The sequence below is a fragment of the Shewanella sp. VK101 genome (genome assembly GCF_056497865.1).
This window is the reverse complement of the sequence record NZ_CM151402.1, coordinates 1,581,761-1,604,575: the sequence shown is the minus strand read 5'-3', so window position 1 is coordinate 1,604,575 and position 22,815 is coordinate 1,581,761. Positions and strand designations below refer to the sequence as shown.

General features: G+C 54.6%; 15 protein-coding genes. 10 read left to right on the top strand and 5 right to left on the bottom strand.

The genetic code is table 11. From position 1 onward, the window contains the following. Positions 1–102: 102 nt before the first annotated feature. Positions 103–2,481 carry a Lon protease family protein gene (locus ACSHSR_RS07200; RefSeq protein WP_219161403.1) on the top strand — a complete coding sequence of 793 codons (2,379 nt, stop codon included), beginning with the start codon at positions 103–105 and terminating at the stop codon, positions 2,479–2,481. Between the two features lie 43 nt (positions 2,482–2,524). Here ACSHSR_RS07200 and ACSHSR_RS07195 read toward each other — a convergent pair whose 3' ends face one another. Next, complete coding sequence (locus ACSHSR_RS07195; RefSeq protein ID WP_044734823.1) at positions 2,525–3,478, bottom strand: LysR substrate-binding domain-containing protein; 954 nt, start codon at positions 3,476–3,478, stop codon at positions 2,525–2,527. Between the two features lie 117 nt (positions 3,479–3,595). Between ACSHSR_RS07195 and ACSHSR_RS07190 the strand changes: the two genes are divergently transcribed. From ACSHSR_RS07190 to ACSHSR_RS07180, 3 genes are all read left to right on the top strand, one after another. After that, positions 3,596–5,383 (top strand): flavocytochrome c, encoded by a 1,788-nt coding sequence (locus ACSHSR_RS07190; protein WP_144220902.1) that lies wholly within the window; start codon positions 3,596–3,598, stop codon positions 5,381–5,383. 510 nt (positions 5,384–5,893) lie between these two features. Next, positions 5,894–7,762: a methyl-accepting chemotaxis protein gene (locus tag ACSHSR_RS07185; RefSeq protein WP_107005332.1), complete on the top strand. Its 1,869-nt coding sequence runs from the start codon at positions 5,894–5,896 to the stop codon at positions 7,760–7,762. 64 nt (positions 7,763–7,826) lie between these two features. Then, positions 7,827–9,020: a porin gene (locus ACSHSR_RS07180; protein WP_045282632.1), complete on the top strand. Its 1,194-nt coding sequence runs from the start codon at positions 7,827–7,829 to the stop codon at positions 9,018–9,020. Between the two features lie 302 nt (positions 9,021–9,322). Here the strand turns inward: ACSHSR_RS07180 and ACSHSR_RS07175 are convergent, their stop codons facing one another. Beyond that, entirely contained in the window at positions 9,323–14,272 is a 4,950-nt protein-coding gene (locus ACSHSR_RS07175; RefSeq protein ID WP_044734826.1) for a S8 family serine peptidase, read from the bottom strand. Positions 14,273–14,461: 189 nt separating this feature from the next. Here ACSHSR_RS07175 and ACSHSR_RS07170 point away from each other — a divergent pair, with 189 nt between their 5' ends. Then, positions 14,462–15,400: a substrate-binding periplasmic protein gene (locus tag ACSHSR_RS07170; protein WP_304716415.1), complete on the top strand. Its 939-nt coding sequence runs from the start codon at positions 14,462–14,464 to the stop codon at positions 15,398–15,400. Here the strand turns inward: ACSHSR_RS07170 and ACSHSR_RS07165 are convergent. Beyond that, positions 15,318–16,361, bottom strand: a complete 1,044-nt coding sequence (locus tag ACSHSR_RS07165; RefSeq protein WP_418070175.1) for an alkene reductase — start codon at positions 16,359–16,361, stop codon at positions 15,318–15,320. The genes ACSHSR_RS07170 and ACSHSR_RS07165 overlap by 83 nt on opposite strands. Positions 16,362–16,544: 183 nt before the next feature. Here ACSHSR_RS07165 and ACSHSR_RS07160 point away from each other — a divergent pair, with 183 nt between their 5' ends. Further along, on the top strand, positions 16,545–17,126 hold the full coding sequence (locus tag ACSHSR_RS07160) for a TetR/AcrR family transcriptional regulator (protein WP_028781551.1): 582 nt from the start codon (positions 16,545–16,547) through the stop codon (positions 17,124–17,126). Between the two features lie 46 nt (positions 17,127–17,172). Here ACSHSR_RS07160 and ACSHSR_RS07155 read toward each other — a convergent pair whose 3' ends face one another. Beyond that, positions 17,173–18,747 carry a methyl-accepting chemotaxis protein gene (locus ACSHSR_RS07155; RefSeq protein ID WP_447078864.1) on the bottom strand — a complete coding sequence of 525 codons (1,575 nt, stop codon included), beginning with the start codon at positions 18,745–18,747 and terminating at the stop codon, positions 17,173–17,175. Positions 18,748–19,010: 263 nt separating this feature from the next. On the opposite strand from ACSHSR_RS07155, the gene ACSHSR_RS07150 reads away from it, so the two are divergent. Further along, complete coding sequence (locus tag ACSHSR_RS07150; RefSeq protein ID WP_025010927.1) at positions 19,011–19,733, top strand: YebC/PmpR family DNA-binding transcriptional regulator; 723 nt, start codon at positions 19,011–19,013, stop codon at positions 19,731–19,733. Between the two features lie 74 nt (positions 19,734–19,807). On the opposite strand, the gene hpf is transcribed toward ACSHSR_RS07150, so the two are convergent. Continuing rightward, complete coding sequence (gene hpf / locus ACSHSR_RS07145) at positions 19,808–20,164, bottom strand: ribosome hibernation-promoting factor, HPF/YfiA family (protein WP_025010928.1); 357 nt, start codon at positions 20,162–20,164, stop codon at positions 19,808–19,810. 350 nt (positions 20,165–20,514) lie between these two features. Here hpf and ACSHSR_RS07140 point away from each other — a divergent pair, with 350 nt between their 5' ends. Genes ACSHSR_RS07140 through ACSHSR_RS07130 form a run of 3 tightly spaced genes read left to right on the top strand, consistent with a single transcriptional unit; the run spans position 20,515 to position 22,746 of the window. Then, the gene (locus ACSHSR_RS07140) at positions 20,515–20,817 is read left to right on the top strand and encodes a DUF3649 domain-containing protein (protein ID WP_028781547.1); all 303 of its coding nucleotides are present in this window, start codon (positions 20,515–20,517) and stop codon (positions 20,815–20,817) included. Position 20,818: 1 nt separating this feature from the next. Continuing rightward, entirely contained in the window at positions 20,819–22,426 is a 1,608-nt protein-coding gene (locus ACSHSR_RS07135) for a PepSY-associated TM helix domain-containing protein (RefSeq protein ID WP_159353012.1), read from the top strand. Continuing rightward, positions 22,423–22,746 carry a DUF3325 domain-containing protein gene (locus ACSHSR_RS07130; protein ID WP_044734831.1) on the top strand — a complete coding sequence of 108 codons (324 nt, stop codon included), beginning with the start codon at positions 22,423–22,425 and terminating at the stop codon, positions 22,744–22,746. Before ACSHSR_RS07135 ends, ACSHSR_RS07130 begins: the two co-directional genes overlap by 4 nt. Positions 22,747–22,815 lie beyond the last annotated feature (69 nt).

Here is a 22,815-nt window from a genome sequence, read left to right as displayed (position 1 = left end):
AGAGACTTATTCGGCTTGACGTTTGCTTTAGGCTGCAGCGCATCTTATTGTCATAAAAAGCAGTTTTACTTTTCTCTGCCCTATTTGAACAAGGAAGCGCCCATGGCCGTCACCAGCTTAGATGCCAGTCAGGTATATCGTCCCGCCAATCTCGACAATCTGGGAGATGAGGTCAAGTCTACCCGCGAACTGGAGCCGCTGGATGACATCATAGGTCAGGAGCGGGCTCAGAGTGCGGTGGAATTTGCCATGTCCATCAAGGAGAAGGGGTACAACATCTATGCCATAGGCCAAAATGGTCTGGGCAAACGCACCATGATGTTGCGTTATCTCAAGCGCCATGAATTTACCGACAAGACACTTAACGACTGGTGTTATGTGGCCAACTTCGACCAGACCCGTACCCCCAAGGTGCTCAAATTGCCCGCCGGCAAGGGCGTCACTTTCAAGAAAGAGATGGAAAAACTGGTTCTCCGGCTGGTCAAGGCGCTGCCGTTGGCGTTTGACAACGAGATGTATTACCGCCGCGCCGACAAGCTCAAGAGTCAGTTGGCGCAAAAACAGGAAGCGGCGCTGCTGGCTCTGAGCGAAGAAGCCAAGGGGATGAAAATAAGCCTCTCCATCAACACTCAGGGCGAGTATCAGTTGATGGCGCTGAACGGCGAAGAGCCGCATACCGAGGAAACCTATCACGCCCTGCCAGAAGCCGAGCAGCAGGCGTTTGAACAGAATATCAAACACTTGGAATCGCGCCTGCGGGGCATTATTCGCCAATTGACCGAATGGGAAGAGGAGTTCAGCACCAAGCAGCAGGAGCACGATGAACAGGTGGCCCGCGAAGTACTGAGCCATTTCTTCAAGCCGCTCAAGGATGAATACCGCAGCCTGCCGGAGATCCGCTCTTTTCTGACGGCGATGCAGAAAGATATGCTCGGCAATCTGGATATCTTCCTCGAGGAGAGTGAAGACCAACTGGCACTGGCCTATGCCTCGCTGGAAAAGAAAATGCCCAGGCGTTATCAGGTCAACCTGCTGGTGGGTCAGGAGGAGCAGAAATTCCCTGTGGTGGTAGAGGAAAACCCCACCTATCACGGCCTATTCGGTTATGTGGAAAACGCCACTTATCGCGGCACAGTCTTTACCGACTTTTCACTGATCCGCCCCGGCAGCCTGCACAAGGCCAATGGCGGGGTGCTGCTGATGGATGCGGTCAAGGTGCTGGAACGGCCCTACGTATGGGACGGACTCAAACGGGCCCTGCGTTCCCGCAGTCTGGATCTCAGCTCGCTGGAGCGTGAAGTTTCCCTGTCCGGCACAGTTTCACTGGCGCCGGAGCCTATCCCTCTGGATGTCAAAATCGTGCTCTTCGGTGACAACCAGACCTACCAGTTACTGCAGCATTATGATCCCGACTTCAGCGAGCTGTTTCGGGTAACCGCCGACTTTGAAGATGTGATGCCAAGAAGCCCGAAGGCCGAATGTTTCTATGCCAGATTTATCTCCTCGATAGTGCATGACAACCAGATGTTGCACTGCGATCGCAGCGCCATTGCGCGGATAATCGAATTCAGCTCGCGCCAGGCCGATGACCAAACCCAGCTGTCACTGCACTCGGCCAATATCGCCAATCTGCTGCGGGAGACCCACTACTGCGCCAAGGCGGCCAACGCCCGCAGTATTCGTCTCGCCCATGTAGAGCAGGCTCTGGCGCAGCAGGAGCAAAGGGTATCGCGTCTCAGGGATCAACTGATGCAGAGCTTTCACAAGGGCACCACCCTCATTGATGTGCACGGCAAAGTCTGCGGCCAGGTCAACGCCCTGTCGGTTATCGCCACCACAGATCATCAGTTTGGCCTGCCCAACCGTATCAGCGCGACCACAGCCTTTGGCAAGGGCGAAGTGTTGGACATTGAACACAAGGTGCGCCTCGGCGGCCGTATTCACTCCAAGGGAGTGTGGATCCTCTCGGCCTATATCAAAACCCTGTTGGGACGCGAGGCCGATATTCCGCTGACCACCTCCCTGACCTTCGAGCAATCTTATTCCGGGGTCGATGGCGACAGTGCCTCCATGGCCGAATGCTGCGCCATTATCTCTGCAATCGCCCAGGTTCCCCTGCGCCAGGATATCGCCATCACAGGTTCAATGAACCAGTTCGGTGAAGCCCAGCCCATAGGCGGGGTCAATGAAAAGATTGAAGGCTTTTTCGATGTCTGTGCCATCAAGGGGCGCAGACATACCCAAGGGGTAATCATTCCCGCGACCAACGCCCACAACCTAATGCTGAAAAAGCCTGTGGTGGACGCCATCAGCAAGGGCAAATTCCATATCTGGACAGTCGAGCATGTGACCGAGGCGATGGCATTGCTGAGTGATATGGAAACCGGCAAGGCCGACAAGCGCGGTCATTACCCGAATGGCAGTTTACTGGGACTGGCCTCGGCCAGGCTGTCAGCTTTAAAAGCCAAAGATAAAGCGTAATCCAACGCTAAAGTAAGCAGCGCCGCTCAAGGGCGGCGTTTGATTATCCCAAAGGGGTTGAACACCCCAACCGCTGCCGACCTGTGCTGACGGAAGAACGCTCCGGGATACGTTTTACCTCTTCCAGAATAGACTGATAAATCAGCGCAGTAGATTCATGCTGCATTCGCTCGAAGGTGCTGACCAGATGATATGAAGGCGATTTGTGCTCCGGCATGCGGATCTCAAACGGGATCACCAAACGCTGTTTCTCCAGCTCCTTCTCCACCAGCAAGCGGTTGACATAGGCAATTCCCGCGCCCAAGACCGCGGCTTCTATGGCCTGAACTGAATTTTGAAATACCAGCCTCGACTGTTGTGCCCGCCGTTCAATGCCAAAGTACTGTAATACTATATCCCACTGTACCAATCTATTATTGGTATATATCAAGGTCATATTATCGACGGCATTTTGTGTTAAAGAATCATAATTAACCGCACAGTATTCAGGGTGACAAACGGCAACCATTTCCTCATCAAAGAGATGAACGGAATAATAATTATCCCAGGAGTCATAACCATATCTAATAGCCAGATCCAGACCAGTACTTCCAAAATCAAGATATTCTAGGGTATCGATAAACTCGATACTGATCCCCTTATGATAAATATGACTCTGGCTCATTCTTGGCAATAGCCAGTTTTTCAGCAGTGACGGCGGCACAGCCACTTTCAATGAGGGGCTATGTCCCTGCACCCCAAGATCTATGGTGGCTTCTTCCATATTTTGTAGAATAATCGCGACTCTGGCGAAATATTTTCGGCCGCTGTGAGTGAGCTCCAATTGCCTGTGACTACGGTCAAACAATTCTTTACCGACAAAGTTTTCCAATGCGGCGATTTGATGACTGATTGCGCCCGGCGTCACATTCAGTTCAACCGCTGCCAATTTAAAACTCTTGAGTCTTGCGGCCGCTTCAAAACAAATCACCGCCTTCATTGGTGGAATTATTCTCATATTTTCTCTTAACACTTTAGTTTTTTTAACGTCACAGACGAAAACGATTGGTTTGATAACTCACCCATGCATTAACAATATTATCAAGGCATAACAAAACCATGTGTGAGGATATTCATGAAAAGAATAATGTTATTGGCCGGTACTGCATTTCTGTATACCGGCATGGTATCTGCTGCGGGTTTGGCCGAGCACCATATCAAACAGGCCGGGGCCGATTGTCAGTCCTGCCACAGTCAGCCCATAGAGGTAAAAGACAATGAGGCTCGGGAAAACCAGGCTTGTATCAGTTGCCACGGCTCGCTGCAGGAGTTGGCTCAGCAGGCAAAACAACCGCTTTCGCCCCACCACAGTCATCTTATTGACCTGTCCTGCACCAGTTGCCACTCGGGCCACAAGGAGCCTGTGATGGTGTGTCAGACCTGCCATGACAGCTTCAAGAGCAGTTTTCATATTCCCTTCTCCGCGAGTGATAAGGTAGCGGATACCTATGTCTTCCCCGAAGTATCTCAGCAAGCCATAGACAAGGCGCTGGCCGCAGGTCCGGTGGAACGGCATGAGCTTCTGGTCATTGGCGCCGGCGCCGCCGGACACGCCGCCGCCGTATCGGCCCGCCAGCACGGTATCAAAGATGTGGTATTACTTGAGAAACAACCCTACATAGGTGGCAATGGCATGCTGGCCGCCGGTGGCATGGCTTCGGCAGAGACCCTGACCCAGGCGTTTCGTGGTTATCAGGACAGCAAGGCGCTCTGGTATCAGGACACAATGAAGGGTGGCCACCAGCTCAATAACCCGGATCTGGTGCATACCCTGGTCAACAACGGCAGTACCGGTATCGATTGGTTGATGGCCTTGGGCGCAGATATGACTTCTGCGGCCAGTGCCGGTGGCCACAGTGCCGAACGTCTGCACCGGCCCAGCGGCGGTGCCAAGTCCGGCCCGGAAATCATCAAGACCTTGAAAAATGCGGCCGAAAAACTCGGAGTTGAAACTCGCACCAACAGCAAGGTGATACGCTTAGTGCAAGATAAACAAGGCAAAATCACCGGAGTACTGGTGCAAGGGAAACACAGTGGGGTGAACCTGTTGGCAGCCAAGGCCGTGGTGATCGCCTCCGGCGGCTTTGCCCGCAACAATGCCTTGGTCGCCAAATACAGACCAGATCTCAAGGGCGTGGACTCTACCAATAACCCGGGCAATGTCGGCGATGCACTCACCTTTGCCACCGCCATTGGCGTGGATACTGTGGATGTCGACCAAATCCAGGCCTTCCCCACAGCAGCGGCCGGTAAAATGGTTATTTCAGGCACAGCACGCGGCGCCGGGGCCATATTGCTGAACCGCGATGGTGCCAGATTCTGTGACGAGATGGGCCCCAGGGACAAAGTCTCCGAGTGCATCTGGGCTCAACCCGGAAAAGACGCCTGGCTGGTATTTGATGAAACCGTGTTTGAACGTCTGGGGCAACTGCGGGGCATGCTGGAGCTGGGTATCATATACAAAGCCGCCGATGCCAAAGAACTGGCTGCCAAGACCCAAATGAATGCCGAAACGGCGGCAGCCGCCGTCAAACGCTATAACGGTTTTCAGGCCAGTGGCAAGGACAGCGATTTTGACCGCAAGAATATGGCCGACGATCTGCATTTCCCGCTCTATGCCGTGCAGGTTAAGCCTGCGGTTCACCACACTATGGGCGGCCTTAAAATCGCCACTGACACCCGGGCATTGAATAAAGACGGCAAGCCTATTGCCGGCCTTTATGCCGCCGGTGAAGTCACTGGTGGCGTCCACGGTGCCAATCGCCTGGCGGGTAATGCGATAGCCGATACCATAGTATTTGGTCGCATAGCCGGTGAAAATGTCGCCGAATTTATCAAACAAACAGCAACCGATAACCAGTAATCTGTATCGCCCATAGGGAAGATGCGAATAAGTCCTCGTGGCGCTCTGGCTTGCACAGCAATTGGCGTTCAAGGCATCTGACTGAAGGCATGCCGGGGCCTGTCGAAGTCGGATAACGCAGAAAGCTGGTTGCTGTGAAAGCCCCGAAGGGCGTGGCTTACAGGCCTGCCTGCTGTGTTGTGCTTCTTGCAAAGGACTAAGGCCATTTGCTGCGAACCACGCCTTGCATCCAGGCCTGTAAGCCGACGCAGAGTACGCATGGGACTTGTTCTCACCTTCCCTTATATTCGCAAGGGGCGTTGTTTAAGCCATATTTCCAGCAGCCCCAGTCAGAATATGGCGCAGGAAAGCCTTATTGGTTCACATTTATTAAACATCCTCAGTTAAAACTCCTCGGCTTGCACTATTCTTGTTAAACAAATGTACTAGATTGTCCCGGTCGCAATGGCCGCTGGGTAGATTTATGTCTATATATTTATGGGATACGTCAACATTATCAGAGGATAAACAATGAAGTTCAGCCATAAGATTGTCGCCGCCTCCTCTGCATTGCTTTTGGTAACAGTTGCACTGCTTTCCACCAAGCAATACTTTGCGGTACAGGAACAGATGCAGGCTCAGGTAGGAGCCAGCGTGACCGAAATCATGGATGGACTCAAAAACACGGTTTCTTCTGAGCTGGACTCGCGCAAGAAACTGGCCGCTTATTCAACCAGTATGTTGGAAACCGATCTTTCGCCCGCACACATCCGCGATGTGATCACCCGTCCAGTAATAAAAAACAGCTTCCTTCTGGTCGGCTTCGGTTATGAAAGCGATGGCTCGAACATCAACAACAATCCCGCCTGGGATCCCGGAGCCGGTTGGGACCCCAGGGTGCGCCCCTGGTACAAGGACGCCAAACAAGCCGACGCTTTGATTATCACAGCGCCCTATGCCGACTCGGCGTCAGGGGAAATCCTGGTTTCCATCGCCACTCCGGTCAAAGACAGCGGCCGTTTTATCGGCGCCATTTTTTATGATGTCAGCCTGGTCGGCTTGGCCGAGTTGGTCAATCAAGTCAAACTCTTCAATGCCGGCTATGTGTTTATCGTCTCGGGCGATGGCACCACCATAGCCCACCCCAAGTCAGAGCTGAACGGCAAACCCATGAGCAACTTCCTGCCCAAGGTGTCGTTAAGTGAAGATCCACAGCAGGTAATACTGGACGGTAAACCTTATACCCTGGATTTTGCCAAGGTCAGTGGTGAGAACTGGTACGTCGGCGCCCTGCTGGATGAAGATATCGCCTATGCCGCCGTCAGCGAACTGCGCAACAGCTCCGTCCTGTACGCCATTATCGCCGTCATAGTCAGCATCACACTGCTGCTGATGCTGATCAAGACCCTGATGCGGCCTCTGGAAACCCTTAACAAGGCGATTCAAGATGTCGCCTCGGGCGAAGGGGATCTGACCCAGAGACTGGATACGGACACTGACGCCGAATTCTCGGCACTGGCATCTGGCTTCAACAGCTTTACCGCCAGTCTGCAACAGCTCATCACCCAGTCAAAGGCCATAGGGCAGCAGATATTGCAGAGTTCTGAAATGACCTCGGCCGAGCTGCAGCAATCCACTGATGCCATGAAATCCCAGTTGCATGAGCTGGAACAGTTGGCCACCGCCATGCACGAAATGGCCACCACCTCGTCGGATGTTGCCCGTAATGCCCAGGGCGCCGCCACCGCAGCCAAAGACGCGGATAGCGCCACCAGTGTCGGCACACAGGTGGTCAGCGCCACCACAGATGCAATCAATGCCCTGTCAGAGCGGATTGATATGGCAGTGCAAGAGGTCAAAGAGCTGGAAACCGCCACCAGCAATATCGCGACGATTCTGAGTGTTATCAATGATATTGCCGATCAAACCAATCTGCTTGCACTCAACGCCGCCATTGAGGCGGCAAGAGCCGGCGATTCTGGCCGAGGTTTTGCCGTGGTGGCTGATGAAGTGCGCACTCTGGCACAGCGCACCCAGGAATCCACCACAGAAATTCGCGCCATGATAGAGCAGTTGCAAGCAGGCTCCCGCGCCGTGGCCGACGTGATGAATCAGAGTAAGGACACCACCCAGGAAGCCGTTACCAAGGCAGAAGGTGCCAATGAGGCGCTGAACCGTATCCGCGATGCCATTCAGCAAATCACCGATATGAATCTGCAAATCGCCTCGGCCGCCGAAGAGCAGAGCCTGGTGGCAGAAGAGATCAATAACAACACGGTCAGAATCAAGGATCTGTCGGTGCAGGTATCGGATTCGGCGACACAGGCCAACTCAGCCATGCATACCCAAACCGAACAGGTACGGCAGCAGGACGCCATACTCAACAAGTTTATTGTCTGAAACCGCCAGTGCGCCCAGGTACCAAGCCCGGGCGCACCGTATCCACAGCTACCGGAGAGTCGATATGAAAGGCAAACTCCTGATATTAAGCGCCTGTCTGCTGCCGCTGCTGGCGAATGCCGAAGACAGCAGCCAAGAGCAACGCATCAAGGCATTGGAACAAAGAGTCATGGAACTGGAGCAGCTACTGCAAGCCCAGCTGCAACAATCCGGCACTCACTCGCCAATGATGGCCCATGACACAAGCCAAACCTCAGCATCGTCGCAACAAGCCAGCAAGCCTGAGCCTGCCGCCAGTCAAACAATGCAGGATAAGTCTCCTTCGATGACCTCCTCCCTTGGCGCCAGTCAATTCACTCTCTACGGCTCGCTGCGCCCAACACTGGAATACAGGGATCGCGGCAAAGATCAGTGGGACATAGGCGATGCACTGTCGCGAATTGGAGTCAAGGCAGAAACCGAGTTTCTTCCCGGCTGGCGCGCTCTGGCGCAAGGGGAATGGAAAATCCGTATCGATGATAATGGCCGCTTCGGTGAGGCGAGACTGGCGTTTGCCGGAGTCGACTCGCCATACGGCAAGCTGACTCTGGGGCGGCAACGCCCGGTGCAATATACCCTGGTGGCGGAATACACTGACATTTTCAACAATGCCAACAGCCCCTTTGGCTACAATCAGGAAAGCCCCTTCTTTGTCGACAACGCTTTAATTTATCAAGTTAACATTGAGCTTTTCACCCTGATGGCTTCGGCAGTATTTGATGACAGTGAATACAATAGCGGCGCCGATATCATCAACCTGGGGGCGGGATTCGATTGGCAGCAGTTGCATCTGGGGCTGACCTGGCTGGCCCAGGATAAATATGCCGGCGATATCAAGCAGGGTGACGAGCAGGTGTGGGGCGCGGTAGCAGCCTATACCTGGCACAACGGCATCTATGCCGCCGCCAGTTACCAACGCAAGGAGTATGACTTTGTCAGTGCTAACAATCGAGATGGCGATACCTTTGATGGCGCGCTGGCACTGCCGCTTGGCAAGGACTACAAACTCAAGCTGGGTTACTTCTGGTTCAAAGATGGCATAGAAGATTTCAGCAGCCTGGACTATGACGGTTACAACCTGACACTGGAATGGCAGCCGCTGAATAATGTACGTTTGCACCTTGAATATCTGGCGCAAAACTATGACAACCGAGAGGATGAGTCGATAGTGGCTGCCGGTATCCGCTACGACTTCGATCTCAATTGGCGTCTTCCTTAGGGAAGGTGCCAATAAGTCCTCGTGGCCTTCTCTTTTGTAGAGAGTGGCTTGCACAACAATTGGTGTTCAAGGCTTCTGACTGAAGGCATGCCGGGGCCTGTCGAAGTCAATCTGTATCAATCGTGATGATTAGCCCTGTAAGTAACCGCTTTGAATGAGCCCTGGCAATAAAAATCCCCGCTGATGCAACCTGCGGGGATTTTTTTATCTGCCTTGTCAGCAGTTTTTGGCAGCTGACCCAAGTGAGAACCCGGACTCAGGTTTGGCTTTGGATCTAGCTTTGGCTTTTGTTTAGCTCAGCCTCAGCGCTTGCGCCGCAACAAGCCAAGAGACAATAGCGCCAGCAGACTCCAGCCGAGCGAACCACCCGAGTCTGACTCCTCCAGCGGCGGCTCTGGAGGGCTCACAGGGTCAACCCCGTCGGACTCCACCTTCAGCATAAAGCTGGTGCTGGCGGCATCGCCACTGTTGAGGCTATCACGCACAGTTACCGTGACCTGGGTTTCACCGTGAAAATCTGCCTCGGGGATCAGGTTGAAGCTGTCACCGTCAATCTCGGCGCTGATGTGTTCACCACTGACCTCCAACAGATTCGGCACCTTATCGGCATCGATATAGGTCACGGCAATACCGTCTATACGGCCATTTTCGGCAACACTCATGTCACTGAGTGGCGCCAGCTGGATATTGCCTTTAACCGCAATCTGATGGCTCAAAGTGCCCGGCTCGCCGCCTTCGAGATCGTAATTAAGCGTCATGGCAAGCGCCTTCCCGGTAGCCCCGGGTTGAATCGCCGCCTTGAAGCTCAGCTCGACCCGGCTCTGCTCAGGCCCGGTGTAATCAAAGCAGATCACCAGATCGTCCTTAAGCAAGGTATCCAGGTTATCGAAGCCCAGCATCTCATAAAGATAGCCATTCTTCGGCCCCGCGCCGCTGGACCAGGTACTGTCAAAGCCTTCGACAAACACAGCCCCGTCGGCCACATCGGCCCCCAGGTTCTGGTAGGCATAGATGATCTCGTACATGCCGGGATGATCGTCGATACCACTGCGCAGTATGGTCTGGAAGTCAAACTCCTGGCCTGTCTGGCGGTCGGTAACATTATCAAACTCGAGGAACAACAAGTCCCCCAAATCCGGACGCTCTTCCTTGTACTGAGTGGCTATGGTCAGGCCCCAAGGCTCTTCCCAATGGCGGCGGTACTTCATCTCGAAACTGCCACGCCAGAAGGGGGCCAGCGCCTCGTAGAGGAAACCCGGGCCGCGGTGCGCGCCCATATACCAGTAGGCAGTGTTAAACTGCAACGCGCCCACAGTATGCATCCGCATATAACCGGCATTGGCTTGGTTGTACACCTTGAACTCGGCGCCCTCTTTATAGAACAGCCAATCGATAGGCACATCGACACTGGCTTGAGAGTCGCCGGCCAACCAGTCGGCGTTGGGCTGCATGCCAAACTCGCCGAAGAGATCTATGTAGCCACCTGTGGAGTACTCATCAATCATAGGCGTGCGACACATGGCATCGTTGAGGTTGGTACTGACCTTGTATTGCCGCTCCACCAAGCGGGTGCTGGGCTGCTGGCCTGTCAGCGTCAGGCCGCTTTCATCGGCAACAATCGCTTCGGCAACCGCAGGATTATTGCTCTTGATGGTCGCCGGTGCCAAACGCATGCCTTCGGGTAACTTGAGCTGCAACTCATAGTTACGATCGCGGGATTCCAGGTTGGCCGCCAGTTTAACGGTAACATCCACCACATCTTCGCTCAGCGCCTTGTCCTGACTGACTGACCAGCTTACGGCATCCTCGCCGCGGCGGATATTGAGGGCACTGAAACCGAAAGAACCTTCAGCGCCGGGGCCGGCACCGAGATCCATACCGCCATAGAAGACATCCCCTTGCTTGGCATCGGGAATATTCCAGTTGAGGGTCAACTGATAGTCACCATTGCCATCATGCGACGCCGGACCATCCAGGCTCAACATACCGAAATCGTCATCGGCCATGATCACCGCATGGCCGGTCACAGCTTCCACTTCCCCCTTGCCATAGGCCATGGCGGTGGCAAACCAATAGGTACCGGGGGCCGGGTTTTCCAGACTACAGAGGTTGTGCTCGGCTTGGCTGGAAGAGAAACACACCAGCTCGGCATCGTATTCTGCCTTGAGCGCCCTGTCATCCTGCTCCATCTCCTCTTGCGAAGGGATAAAGCCGTTATTGCCGTTGGCATCCCGCCCCAGGATCACAAAGGGGAACACCCCTGAATAACGGGGGTTCATCTCCTCAAGCGTGCTGGTGCGCTTGGCGCTCTGCACTTCCACCACCAAACGCTTGGCGCCTTCGGGAACCGTGACGGTTTGAATATCCCAGCCCTTCTCTATGTATTCCAGATCAAGGAATGGCGCCACGGCTTCCAGGGTGGCAGTTTTTAGCTCAGGCTGCACCGGGCCGTAGAAACGAGGCGTCAGTTGAGCATAGGCCGAGGTATTCATCTTCAGGGTTTCACTGCCCTGAGCCCGGCTGATCTCCAGGTCCATGGATACCGGCATCTGATCAGCCTTACTGGCCACGACTACCGGCATATGCAACTCAGGGGAAGTGCCTGACGCTTCAGTGAGTCTGAGCTCACCGTTGAAGAAGGCGTCCTTGTTTTGTACCTGCTGCCAAGGCGCTCCCGGCTCACCCGGATTGACGTTGGACTCAATCAACGGTGGCACTTTGGCCTTGATCACCAGAGTCTGACTTTCGCCCTTGGCCAGGGTAAAGTTCTCGGGAGAAACACTGAGCTCAAAGCCCTGCTCCTTACCCAAAGCCTCGGCACTCCAACTGCCGTCGCGGGTGGCGGTAACTGTGCGCATCCAGCTGCAACTTTGCTCACAGGCCATTTCCACCATGGAAGGCAAGTTGAGCCAGTTGACTATCCCACCGTTCTCCGGATTGGCATTGCGGTAATTTTCTATGGTCTCATCCATCACCAGGCCGGTATCGGCCGCACGGGCAACATTAATGGCACCGGCGCCGGCCATAAAGTGATAGAAAGGCTCCAGCAACTCATAACCTGTGTTGAGATACACAGGCCCGGCAGTCATCATCAGCGCCGACTGCACTTCGGCCGGGGTCCACTCGGGATGCAGCTGCATCAGCAGTGTCATGGCACCTGTCACATGAGGCGCCGCCATTGAGGTGCCGCTCATAAAGGTCCAGTCGGAGGCATCCGGCGCGCCGGTAAAGGGTTGATCATCGGCGTTGGCAGCGTAAATCTGTACCCCGGGAGCGCTGAGATCCGGCACCAGGGTGTTGTTGGTGCGGCTCGGGCCCATTGAGCTGAAAGGCGCCAGGTTATTGGCCAGGGCATCATCAAACAGATACTCGTTGCTGAAGTCCGAGATAGTCGCTATGGCCGTGCCGGGATCACTGTATCTAACCCAGTTTTTCAGCTTGTATCGGTCGCTCTGCTTGACCTGGATCCCAGGGATCACAAAGCTGTCGGCCACCAGATTGTCGACCTGATAGTCCACGTTTTGCAGAATAAAACCACCGGCGCCGCCGGCCGCCACATTCTTGGCCTTATCCACTCTGGGAATGTCACCGCGCTCACAGATGACTATCTGGTCATCGCGGAAGGTTCCGGCGGGGAAAGGTACGTTACAGGAGGCGGCGTTGAAATCATCGCTGGGGTCAGGGTCGGCATAGTTTTCAGCCAGCACCACTTCGCCGGTAATGCCGCCGGAGAAGCTCTTGCCCACAATAGGCTCGGACGGGCGATAGCGTTCGTTACCGCCGAAATTGTCGATATGCTTGTTACCGGCTTCCAGCACCCTGTCGTGGGTGGTGGCGCCAACTGTCGTCACCCAGGGAGAGCTGTGATCCGCACTCCAATAAGCACCGGCATTACCGGCGGCGACAGCCACAGAAATTCCCGCCTCACGGGCGGCCAGAAACGCCAACTCCATAGGGTCGGCCCAGGGCAAAGATTCGGCGCCACCGATGGAGAAGTTTATCGCATCGACCCCGTCGGCAATGGCATCTTCAAAGGCGGCCAGAATCGCCGACTCGGGACAACCGGCATAGGGATCACCACCGTTGCCGGGCCAACACACCTGGTAAGAGATGATATGCGCCCGCGGCGCTACACCGCTGGTAGCCGGGAAGTTAAAGGGCACATTGACCCCATCACTGGTGGCATCACCGGTTGCAGCCTGCAAAGGCGTATTGTCCAGATGGTTACCAGCTACTGTGCTGGCAGTGTGGGAGCCATGGCCGTTATAGTCCTCACCATTGGCCGGGCGCAACATGACAGGTGTGCCCCAGGGGTTGGCCTGAAATTCCGGCGCCCCGTAAACATCTGTGATCTCGGGGTAGGAATGTACCCCCACCAGTTTGTTGTTACACAACTCAGGGCTGTCGATACAATCACCGGTAAACTTGTTGCTGCCGAGCGGGTTCAAACGCACATAGTCTTGATCCTCGGCAAAGGCCGGGTGATCTGTGTTAACCCCGGTATCTATGATCCCGACCAGCATACCTTCACCCTTGGCGGCCAGGCCTGTACTCGGGTCCTGGCCGAGCCAGATCCGATCGGCGCCGATAAACTCAGGCCCTCTGTCGGTACGCAGTTGGAAAATGCGGTTGGGGGTTATCCGCTTGACGCCGCTCTGGCGGGCAAGAATTTTGGCATCTTCCTGAGTCATCTCCACCACCATGGCATTACTGGCAATGGTGAAGCGCTGTTTCAACTGCAGATTGGCACCGGCCTGACGGGCGCGATTTACGAAACTGTCCTGACGCTTTTCCAGGAAACGGCTGTAAGCCCTGGCATCAGTCGTATTGACACTGACCCGACCTTTGGCGATCAGCGAGCGATTTTTCGGTGCCTTGGTGGCCGCCAGCCCGGAAATACTGCCGTCGTAGGTTGCCAGAGGTTCTTCGTTAAGCTGCACTATATAGCTCTGAACGCCGCTGACAGATGGATCCGGCTGAAATATCTGTTCCGGCGTCCGCTGGCGCAATACCTGGTTGAGCACACCCGGCTGACCGGCATAGATGTCGCCTTCAAGGCTCGCCTTACGAGCCTTGTCTGCCGCCAACACCTGTTCTTTGGTAAAACTCGGCTGATAGAAATTGCCTTTGCCCACGGGTTGCATCTGAACCTGGGCGGTGGCGCTCATCATGCCCCCGAAATAGAGCGCGGTCAGACTGGCCAACGCCGTCTGCCGGAACCGCGTTCCAAGTTGATTATTTGTTATAGTCATAGGTCCTCTTTAAGACTCTTGCGTTCAATTACGCAGAAAATCTGCCCTCCAGATATAACAAACAAAAACAAACAATTTTGTAGCATTTGGTAACCTTGCAATTACATACGGATTTATGGGATGCTGACGACACCTGCAGTTTTCTTTCAGCACTTTTGGGTTCCAAGCCTCTGATATGAAGGGTCAAATATGAAACTGACTTGGGTATTTGCTCTGCTGTTTCTGCTACAGCCATGGCTGGCTTGCGCCAACTGTAATCCAGCATCCCCTTCGACTTCTGAACCGGCAGTACCGCTGCATCTGACACTGACCAATGATCCCTGGCCCCCTTTTATTGAGGCCGATGGCAAAGCCGGTTTGGCACTGGAAATAGTTCAGAGCGCCCTGGCGGTTCACTGTTATCGCTTGCAGGTGGAGTTAAAGCCCTGGGCCCGGGCACTGAGGTCGGTTAAAGAGGCCAAAACCGATCTGCTGCTGGCCACCTGGCATACACCGGAGCGAGAGCAAGTGCTGCTGTTTTCCGAGCCCTATCTGCAAAATCGCCAGCGTTTCATCAAGCGCAGTGGTGATCCCTTTGAATACACAGATCTCGACAGCCTCAAGGGGAAAAGAATCGGCGTGGTACGCGGATACAGCTATCAAACCGGTTTTCGCGCCGCGAGCGATTTTATTCGCGTGCCCAACAACAGTCTGGAGTCCAATCTGAAGATGTTGGCAGTGGGTCGTCTGGATTTGACTTTGGAGGATGAGATTGTCGCCACAGATACATTCTGGCGTCTGCAACAGGAAGATAGCTTCGACTTTACCGGTCCGCCACTGGATATCCGCAACCTGCACCTGAGCACCAGTCGCCTTCATCCCCATGGCGCAGAGTTGATTGCCGAGTTCAATCAAGGGCTGGAGACAATCAAAAAAAACGGCGAGTATGCCAAAATACTCGCCAAATATGGGGCAATTCTACAAGGACGCCAGGCGCCGCCAATACTGCATCTCGATGGCGCCATGGCTAAGCGGGTTAAGGGTACTCTGGCCGGGATGCCTTGTTTCAGTCGAGAGTGGCCAGCATCTCATCCGAGTAATCCTGCAGGCTCTCACCGCTGCGAACCTTGGCGATATAATCAGGGTTAGCAATAAAGGGACGGCCTATGGCGACCAGATCAAAACGCCCGGCAGCAATCGCCTCGGCGGCCGTTTCCGGGCTGTAACCACCCACCCCCACCAGATTTCCCTGGTAGTGGCGGCGCATGTAGTCCGATACCCGGCCATCGAGGAAGTCGAAGCGCATGTTGTCGTCAAACATACCCTCGTGCAGATAGGCCAATCGGCGGGAGCCAAGCTCGGCGAGCAGATAATCAAACACCTGGCGGTCACGGGGATCGGCACTCATATTGAAGTATGCCCCGGGTGACAAACGCAGCGCCGTGCGATCTGCACCTATGGCGGCTATGGTGGCATCCACTACTTCCAGGGCAAAGCGGCTCATGTTTTCAGGCGTTTGGCCATACTCATCTTCACGTCGGTTGCTGTCGTAATGCAGGAACTGATCGATGAGATAACCGTTGGCACCGTGGATCTCCACACCATCGAAACCGGCCTCAATGGCATTTTCTGCCGCCTTGGCGTAATCACGCACCAGTTCGGCAATCTCGGCCTTGCTGGCCGCCTTTGGAGTTTGGTAGCTCAGCTCGCGCATTCTCGGCACTGTACCTTCAACGCCCACGGCAGATGGTGCCAACACATGCTCACCATTAAAGAAGTGCGGATGCGCGACCCTGCCTGTGTGCCACAGCTGGGCAAAAATCTTACCGCCCTTTTCATGCACGGCATCTGTCACCCGGCGCCAACCGGCAATCTGAGTCTGGGTAAAGATCCCAGGAGTGTTGGGGTAGCCCTGCCCATCCGGGCGAATGATGGTGGCTTCACTGATGATCAGCCCAGCCTCGGTGCGGCGGGCGTAGTAAGCCAACATGGCATCGGTCGGCACCAAATCGGCATCGGCCATACAACGGGTGAGCGGCGCCATCATAAAGCGGTTATTGAGTGTGATGCTGTCATTGAGACGATACTGTTCAAACAAGTTCTGGTACATGGTTCCTGCCCTTGGCGAGTTAACGGCTCAGTCACTGGCATTCGCCTTATTCAGAGCCTGAGGAGCTGAGCCCCTATTTGAATGTTCGTTCAAGATAAAGATTGTTGAATGATCATTCAAGCCTTTTTTGAACAAATATTCAAATTGCAGTAAACTCGGCGCATCACAGTGGGAAATCATCTTATGAGAAACGCCGAATTCGATCGCGAGAAAGTGCTGCGCAGCGCCATGAATGCCTTTATGGCCAAGGGTTACAGCAAGACAAGTATGCAGGATCTGACCCGGGCAACCGGCTTGCATCCGGGGTCTATCTATTGTGCCTTCGACAATAAGCACGGGCTGTTTCTGGCGGCGATTGATCAGTACCACGCCGATCGCGAGCAGCAGCTACAGGGCTTTTTCCCGGCCGAGGGTTCACGGCTCGAATGCCTGCGGCGTTATCTGGACAACATAGTCAGCGAGTGCCTCAGCTGTGATGCCAGCCAGGCCTGCCTTTTGGTCAAAGCCTTGAGCGAAGTGGGTGAGCAAGATCTGGCTGTACAACAGAGAGTGAGCCAACATCTACAGCAATGGCAAACGGCGTTGCAGCAGATACTGCAGCAGGCCCAGGTGCAAGGTGAACTGGCCGCCGATAAAGATCCGGCGCAGCTGACCCGGTTTCTGATGATGGGTATTTATGGCCTGCGCACTTATGCCCATACTCATCCGAGCGCCGATGAACTCAGTGCCCTGGCCACAGAGCTGTTTGAGCATCTGAGTCTCTGAGCCGGCCGCAAGCCTTGAGCGCCCAAGGCGCAGTAGCACTACAGCATCACTGGGCCTTGAAGCCTATCCGAAAGCCACCCCAGTGTTTGCCCTTAACATAGATGGGCACAGAGAGATCGTGCATCACCTCACCCGTGTCACGCTTGTAGGTCTGCAGCAGCACCGGCTCTGTGTGCTGGCCGCAGCGGATCCCAGTTGGGTCGTTGAACAATCTCTTGGTGCGGTTTTGCAGCATATCCCGCTCCCTATCACCGGTCAACGGCTGGCAAAAACGCTGATTGTGAGTCGGAAAGTAGCCCTTCTTATCGACCGCACCGGCGTAAATCACCTCCCGGTGACGCTCCAGTATCGGCTCCTGCAAGGCCGGAAAGTGCTTGTCGGTAAAACCGTCAAAGGCGGTGTTGTATTTGGGTGGCTCAGTCGCCGCTATCGGCCGATATTGCGGCGAAAACAGCTGCTGCTCAGTAAACTTGCCTTCCGCCAACCCTTGCTCCAACGCTTGGCCGCAAGCCTTGGCGGCCTGCTGCGCTTCTTTGAGAATAAGCTGATCGAAACTACCGGTATCCCAATGCGAAAGCGCCCGGAACATTCCCTCTGTGGTCTGCGACAGCCCAAAGGCCTGGCGGGAGATCTGCTCGCTGCGACGACCTGTATCTGTCAGCGACTCGCTGATATGGGTAATGGCATTGGAAATATCCGCCGTAGTGCCGCGATATTCACGCAACGCGGCCTCAATCTGCTCCAACGCCTGCGCCGAATCCTCGACACCCGAAGCGATACTGTCAAACCTCTGCTCCAGTGAATTCATGGCATCCACGGCGCCGGCGGTTTGGCTAACCACCTGATTCATTAGCTGTGAGGTGCCGTCGGTCAGCTCTCTAATCTGGGTCAACATGGCGGCAATGTTCTGGGTAGCCTCTGCGGTCTTGGCCGCCAGACTGCGCACCTCATCGGCCACCACGGCAAAGCCTCTACCCGCCTCTCCGGCCCTGGCGGCTTCAATGGCGGCATTGAGCGCCAACAGATTGGTCTGGGCGGCAACACTGTCAATCACTTCGGTGATTTTGCCTATGGCATCGGCCTGCGCCTTGAGTTGTCCCACGCCGGAGGCGGCCTTGTCGACATCCAGGCTCAAGGCTTCAACCGCACGAAAACCACTGGCGGCATACTGGCGCCCTTCGATGCTGACACTGCGGGATGCCTGTGCCTGATTGAGCACCACTTCGGCATGTTCACTCAAAGCCACGGTGGTATGGCTCAGTTGACTGGCCGCCACGGCAATTTGCCCGGCTTGCTGACCGCTGGAGTCCAGAGTGAACTTGAGTTGGTCAACAAAGTGAGACACTTCGGCAGCGCCGATAGCGATACGACTGGCATCCTGGCCCAGTTGCTGCGCCGCCTTTTCATCACCTGCGCCCTCACCGGATGTCTGCTTGGCGCCTTGGACCGCAGGGCGGGAAGCCCAGCGCAGCGCCAATACAGGGCCTATAAGCGCAAGACTCCATCCAAGCAGTGAAAGCAATAGATTGTCGGCACTTAAAGCCAACTGAGCGCAACCCAGCGCCAGCGCGCCGAGCAGCAACCCCGCCAGCATAGGCAAAATACGGTTTTCCTCAGACATGCAGCCTCCCTTCCTATCCTTATTGTTGGTTTGTGCCAAACAAGGGATCCTTGAGTTTTTCAGCATAACCCAAAGCACGGCGCTCTGCCGAATTGGACATAAGTCTATAGTGAGGTAATGAGATTCTGCGGCGGGAGACGGTAAGCATGATCAGGCGTGGCTTCACACTGCCGGCAGCCCAGCGGGCGGACAGGTGCATTTAGTGCGGGAAAGCTGCTAGAATCTGCCACTCTTTTTCAACGCATTGATGAGACATTGCAAAGATGGGCAGAGCATATCAAAACCGCAAGGAATCCATGGCCAAGACGGCCGCACAGAAGACCAAGGTCTACTCCCGTTACGGTAAAGAGATCTACGTGTGTGCCAAGGGTGGCGGTGTCGATCCCGACGGTAACCTGGCACTGCGGCGCCTGATTGAACGCGCCAAGAAAGATCAGGTGCCGGCACACGTTATTGACCGGGCTATCGACAAGGCCAAAGGTGGTGGCGGTGAAGACTATGATACTGCCCGCTATGAAGGTTTCGGCCCGGGTAACTGCATGGTGATTGTCGACTGTCTGACCGACAACGGCAAGCGCACCTTCACCGAGGTTCGTCAGGCATTTGTGAAGAATGATGCCAAGCTGGGTGGTCCAGGCACTGTGGCCCACATGTTCGATCACCAGGCGGTATTTGTCTTCCCCGGTGAAGATGATGAAGTGGTGCTCGAGGCCCTGATGATGGCCGATGTCGATGTTGCCGATGTCGAGTTGGAAGACGGCATGATCAGTGTCTACGCCCCCAACACCGAATTCTACAAGGCCAAGACGGCATTGCTGGAAGCCTTCCCCGAAGTCAACTTTGAGATGGAAGAGATCACTTTCGTACCACAGAACATGGTGGAAGTGTCCGGTGAAGATGTCGCCCAGTTCGACAAGTTTATTGCCGCACTGGAAGACTGTGATGACGTGCAAAATGTCTATCACAACGCCGAGATCATCGAATAAGACCAAGGCTTTGAAACATAAAAAGGGACCAGATGGTCCCTTTTTATTTCTACGTAAATGTTAATGCACTTGAATTAACGCAGTTCCATTTCCTGGATAATCTCGTGGGCAATTTCCGGGGTGGTCACCTCGGGTTTTTCATGAAGATCGGCCTTGAGTTGCCCCTTTCTGTGCTTGAGCGCCGCTTCCAGTTTTTTGCCTGCTTCGGCGATGGCCGGATACATGACTTCGTTCTTGCCGGAGGCCGCGACTGCCACCCCCTCGTAATTGGTTCGAATATCAACCTGATGTACGCCATGCTCTTTGGCAATGATGATGTCCAAGCCTAACAGGCTGGGGAAATGCTTGGCGATTTTGGAAAACTTCTCTTCGATATGGCTACGTACTGCTGCTGTGACTTCAACATGATGACCTGAAAGCTGAATTTTCATAGGTTTTCCTTTTTTCTGCTGATTCACTTATAGAGCTTGGGGCTTTCAGCGTAAAACACAAGGGCCAATGTTCAAATAAAGCTCGATCAGTGCCTCATTCTGCTCTTGTATGGTCAAAATTAATCCAGAGTCCATCTTGTTCCCTGTTTAGTGCTGTTTTTATCGCCGGTCATTGGCCTGTTTTAATTCAGTTCAGTATTGCCAGCCCCTTCTGTATCAAGTCAACTGCCGGTTCGATACAGGCGTTATTTACAGGTAAAACACGAATGGTAATGTTTATCATTAATTATTATTAAGCTAGAATCAGCGCATCTGTTTCCCTTGGTGGTCAATGACTATCCGCAGCAATCATGAAATCTCTATCTCTGTTACAGTTTCCCAGGCGCTATCCCCAAGCCCTGACCATTATCAGCCGGGCGCTGGCATCTATTGTTGGCGGTTATCTTATCGCGTCTTTGGCCTGTGCCCTGTTGGCTGTGAGCCTGCCTATGAGCCGTATCGACAGTACAGTGAGTGCCATGATGCTGTCTTTTCTGATCTACGCCCTGGTGGTTATCAGGGTATTTTGCGTCAAACGCAGTTTGCGGGCCTGGCAAGAACTCCTGCTGCTGGCAGCCGCCTTGTTTGGCATGCTGAAACTGCTGGGGGTTTGAGATGAAAGACAGTTTTTTCCGAACCATGACCTGGCTCCACACCTGGGTGGGCCTGCTGGTATGTTGGGTGCTGCTACTGGTGTTTTTTGCCGGAACCCTGAGCTACTATCGCCATGAAATCAGCCTGTGGAATCAGCCCGAGCTGCACAAGGAGGTGTTCCAATCCTACGATAACACCCGCCTTGCTGAGCAATTGAGTCAGGGCGAGGATTATCTCAGGCAGAATGCGGTCAACGCCCAGCGCTGGCTGATTGAATTCCCCACAGAGCGCCACCCCATGTTGAGTTATGGCTGGCAACAGCCGCCGGAGCCGGGGCAGCGCCGTGGCGCCTTCAGTGAACATTTAGTCAAGGCCGATAACAGCGGCTATGTGACTGAAGTGCGGGAGAGCCGCGGCGGTAACTTCTTTTACCGCCTGCATTTCGATCTGCACTATATCTCTGCCATCACGGCACGCTGGATTGTCGGTTTCTGCACCATGTTTATGTTGCTGGCGATCATCTCAGGAATAGTGATCCATAAGCGCATCTTCAAGGACTTCTTCAGCTTCCGTCCCGGCAAGGGTAGCCGTTCCTGGCTCGATGCCCATAATGTCAGTTCGGTACTGGCGCTGCCGTTTCATCTGATGATCACTTATACCGGGCTTATCACCCTGATGATCATCTATATGCCCTGGGGCATATTGGTCAACTATGACAGTGACCGCCGGGAATTTATCAATGAAGCCCGTCCCGGCAGCAGCTTTACCCGCATAGCTGCCGCCAATGAAGCCGTGCCTCAATTGCCACTGGCAAGCTTCCTGCCCAAGGTGCAGCAAACCTTTGCCGAACTGCCGCTCAAGTCGGTGTCAGTGATCAACCCGGATGATGCCAACAGCCGGGTAGTGGTCACTTTCAACACAGGCGAGCAAGTCACAGAACGGGAGCTGTTTATGGTGTTCAGCGGTACTGATGGCGAGCTCCTCTACAGCACAGACAATGACATCAGCGCCGCCAAGGCGACTCACGACGCCATGATGTCCTTGCACACAGCCCGTTTCTCCGGCCCCGCACTGCGGGGGCTCTTCTTCCTTCTGGGGCTGAGCGGCTGCGTGATGATAGCCAGCGGCACCTTGATGTGGGCGGTAAAGATTCGCCAGAAACAACAAAAAGCCATCAGTCAGGGCGCCAAGCCCAGCCTGGATCTGCGCCTGGTGGAAACGCTGAACCTGATGTTTATCCTCGGTCTGCCCTTGGGTACAGTGGCCTTTTTCTATGCCAATCGCCTGCTGCCTGCCTCTTTGCCTGGCCGCAGTCAATGGGAGGTTCACAGCTTCTTTATTCTGCTGCTGATCAGCGGCTTGCTGGCTATCTGGCGCAGAGACAGAGCCATGTGGCGCGCTCAACTGGCGGCGCTGACAGCTGCACTGGCGTTCTTGCCGCTGCTGAACGCCCTGACCTCACCAGCCAACCTGCTGAGCAACCTCGCGGCCGGTCAGTTGCAATTGGCGGGATTTGATCTGCTGGCGCTGGCCTTCGCAGCCCTTGGCTTATTTGCCTTCAAGCGTTTGGGGAGGCAGCCAATGAAACAAACGGCCAAGGCCCAAAAACTTCAGGCGGTGCGCGGATGATGATTGCACTTATTGCGTTGACTTATCTCGCCTTTGGTCTGCTGGCCATGTCCATGTTTGGTCATTTCCGTGAGGCCATGGGGCGCGCTCCCAAAACTCTGGAAAGCCGCCTGCTGTATGCGGGCGGTTGGTTGGCCCTGCTGGCAAGCTTTGTGCTTTGTGGCATGGGGTATGGCTGGGGTTATGGCAGCATACTGTTTTTCGGCCTGATGACGCTGGCTGCCCTGCCTGTGGTTTTGCAGCTCAGCTATCTCGGTCGCAGTCTGCCTAAAGCGCTTATGTTGGCGCCGGTTGTTTTTGTTGTGGGTTGGTTTATCTAACCAATTTTGGCTCAAACTCTGCCATGAAAAAGCGCTGCAACTGCAGCGCTTTTTCGTGCGTATCTCAAA

Excerpts from the sequence above, each read along its gene's own strand:
- ACSHSR_RS07200 (WP_219161403.1), top strand. The coding sequence starts at position 103 with ATGGCCGTCACCAGCTTAGATGCCAGTCAGGTATATCGTCCCGCCAAT.
- ACSHSR_RS07195 (WP_044734823.1), bottom strand. The coding sequence starts at position 3,478 with ATGAGAATAATTCCACCAATGAAGGCGGTGATTTGTTTTGAAGCGGCC.
- ACSHSR_RS07190 (WP_144220902.1), top strand. The coding sequence starts at position 3,596 with ATGAAAAGAATAATGTTATTGGCCGGTACTGCATTTCTGTATACCGGC.
- ACSHSR_RS07185 (WP_107005332.1), top strand. The coding sequence starts at position 5,894 with ATGAAGTTCAGCCATAAGATTGTCGCCGCCTCCTCTGCATTGCTTTTG.
- ACSHSR_RS07180 (WP_045282632.1), top strand. The coding sequence starts at position 7,827 with ATGAAAGGCAAACTCCTGATATTAAGCGCCTGTCTGCTGCCGCTGCTG.
- ACSHSR_RS07175 (WP_044734826.1), bottom strand. The coding sequence starts at position 14,272 with ATGACTATAACAAATAATCAACTTGGAACGCGGTTCCGGCAGACGGCG.
- ACSHSR_RS07170 (WP_304716415.1), top strand. The coding sequence starts at position 14,462 with ATGAAACTGACTTGGGTATTTGCTCTGCTGTTTCTGCTACAGCCATGG.
- ACSHSR_RS07165 (WP_418070175.1), bottom strand. The coding sequence starts at position 16,361 with ATGTACCAGAACTTGTTTGAACAGTATCGTCTCAATGACAGCATCACA.
- ACSHSR_RS07160 (WP_028781551.1), top strand. The coding sequence starts at position 16,545 with ATGAGAAACGCCGAATTCGATCGCGAGAAAGTGCTGCGCAGCGCCATG.
- ACSHSR_RS07155 (WP_447078864.1), bottom strand. The coding sequence starts at position 18,747 with ATGTCTGAGGAAAACCGTATTTTGCCTATGCTGGCGGGGTTGCTGCTC.
- ACSHSR_RS07150 (WP_025010927.1), top strand. The coding sequence starts at position 19,011 with ATGGGCAGAGCATATCAAAACCGCAAGGAATCCATGGCCAAGACGGCC.
- hpf (WP_025010928.1), bottom strand. The coding sequence starts at position 20,164 with ATGAAAATTCAGCTTTCAGGTCATCATGTTGAAGTCACAGCAGCAGTA.
- ACSHSR_RS07140 (WP_028781547.1), top strand. The coding sequence starts at position 20,515 with ATGAAATCTCTATCTCTGTTACAGTTTCCCAGGCGCTATCCCCAAGCC.
- ACSHSR_RS07135 (WP_159353012.1), top strand. The coding sequence starts at position 20,819 with ATGAAAGACAGTTTTTTCCGAACCATGACCTGGCTCCACACCTGGGTG.
- ACSHSR_RS07130 (WP_044734831.1), top strand. The coding sequence starts at position 22,423 with ATGATGATTGCACTTATTGCGTTGACTTATCTCGCCTTTGGTCTGCTG.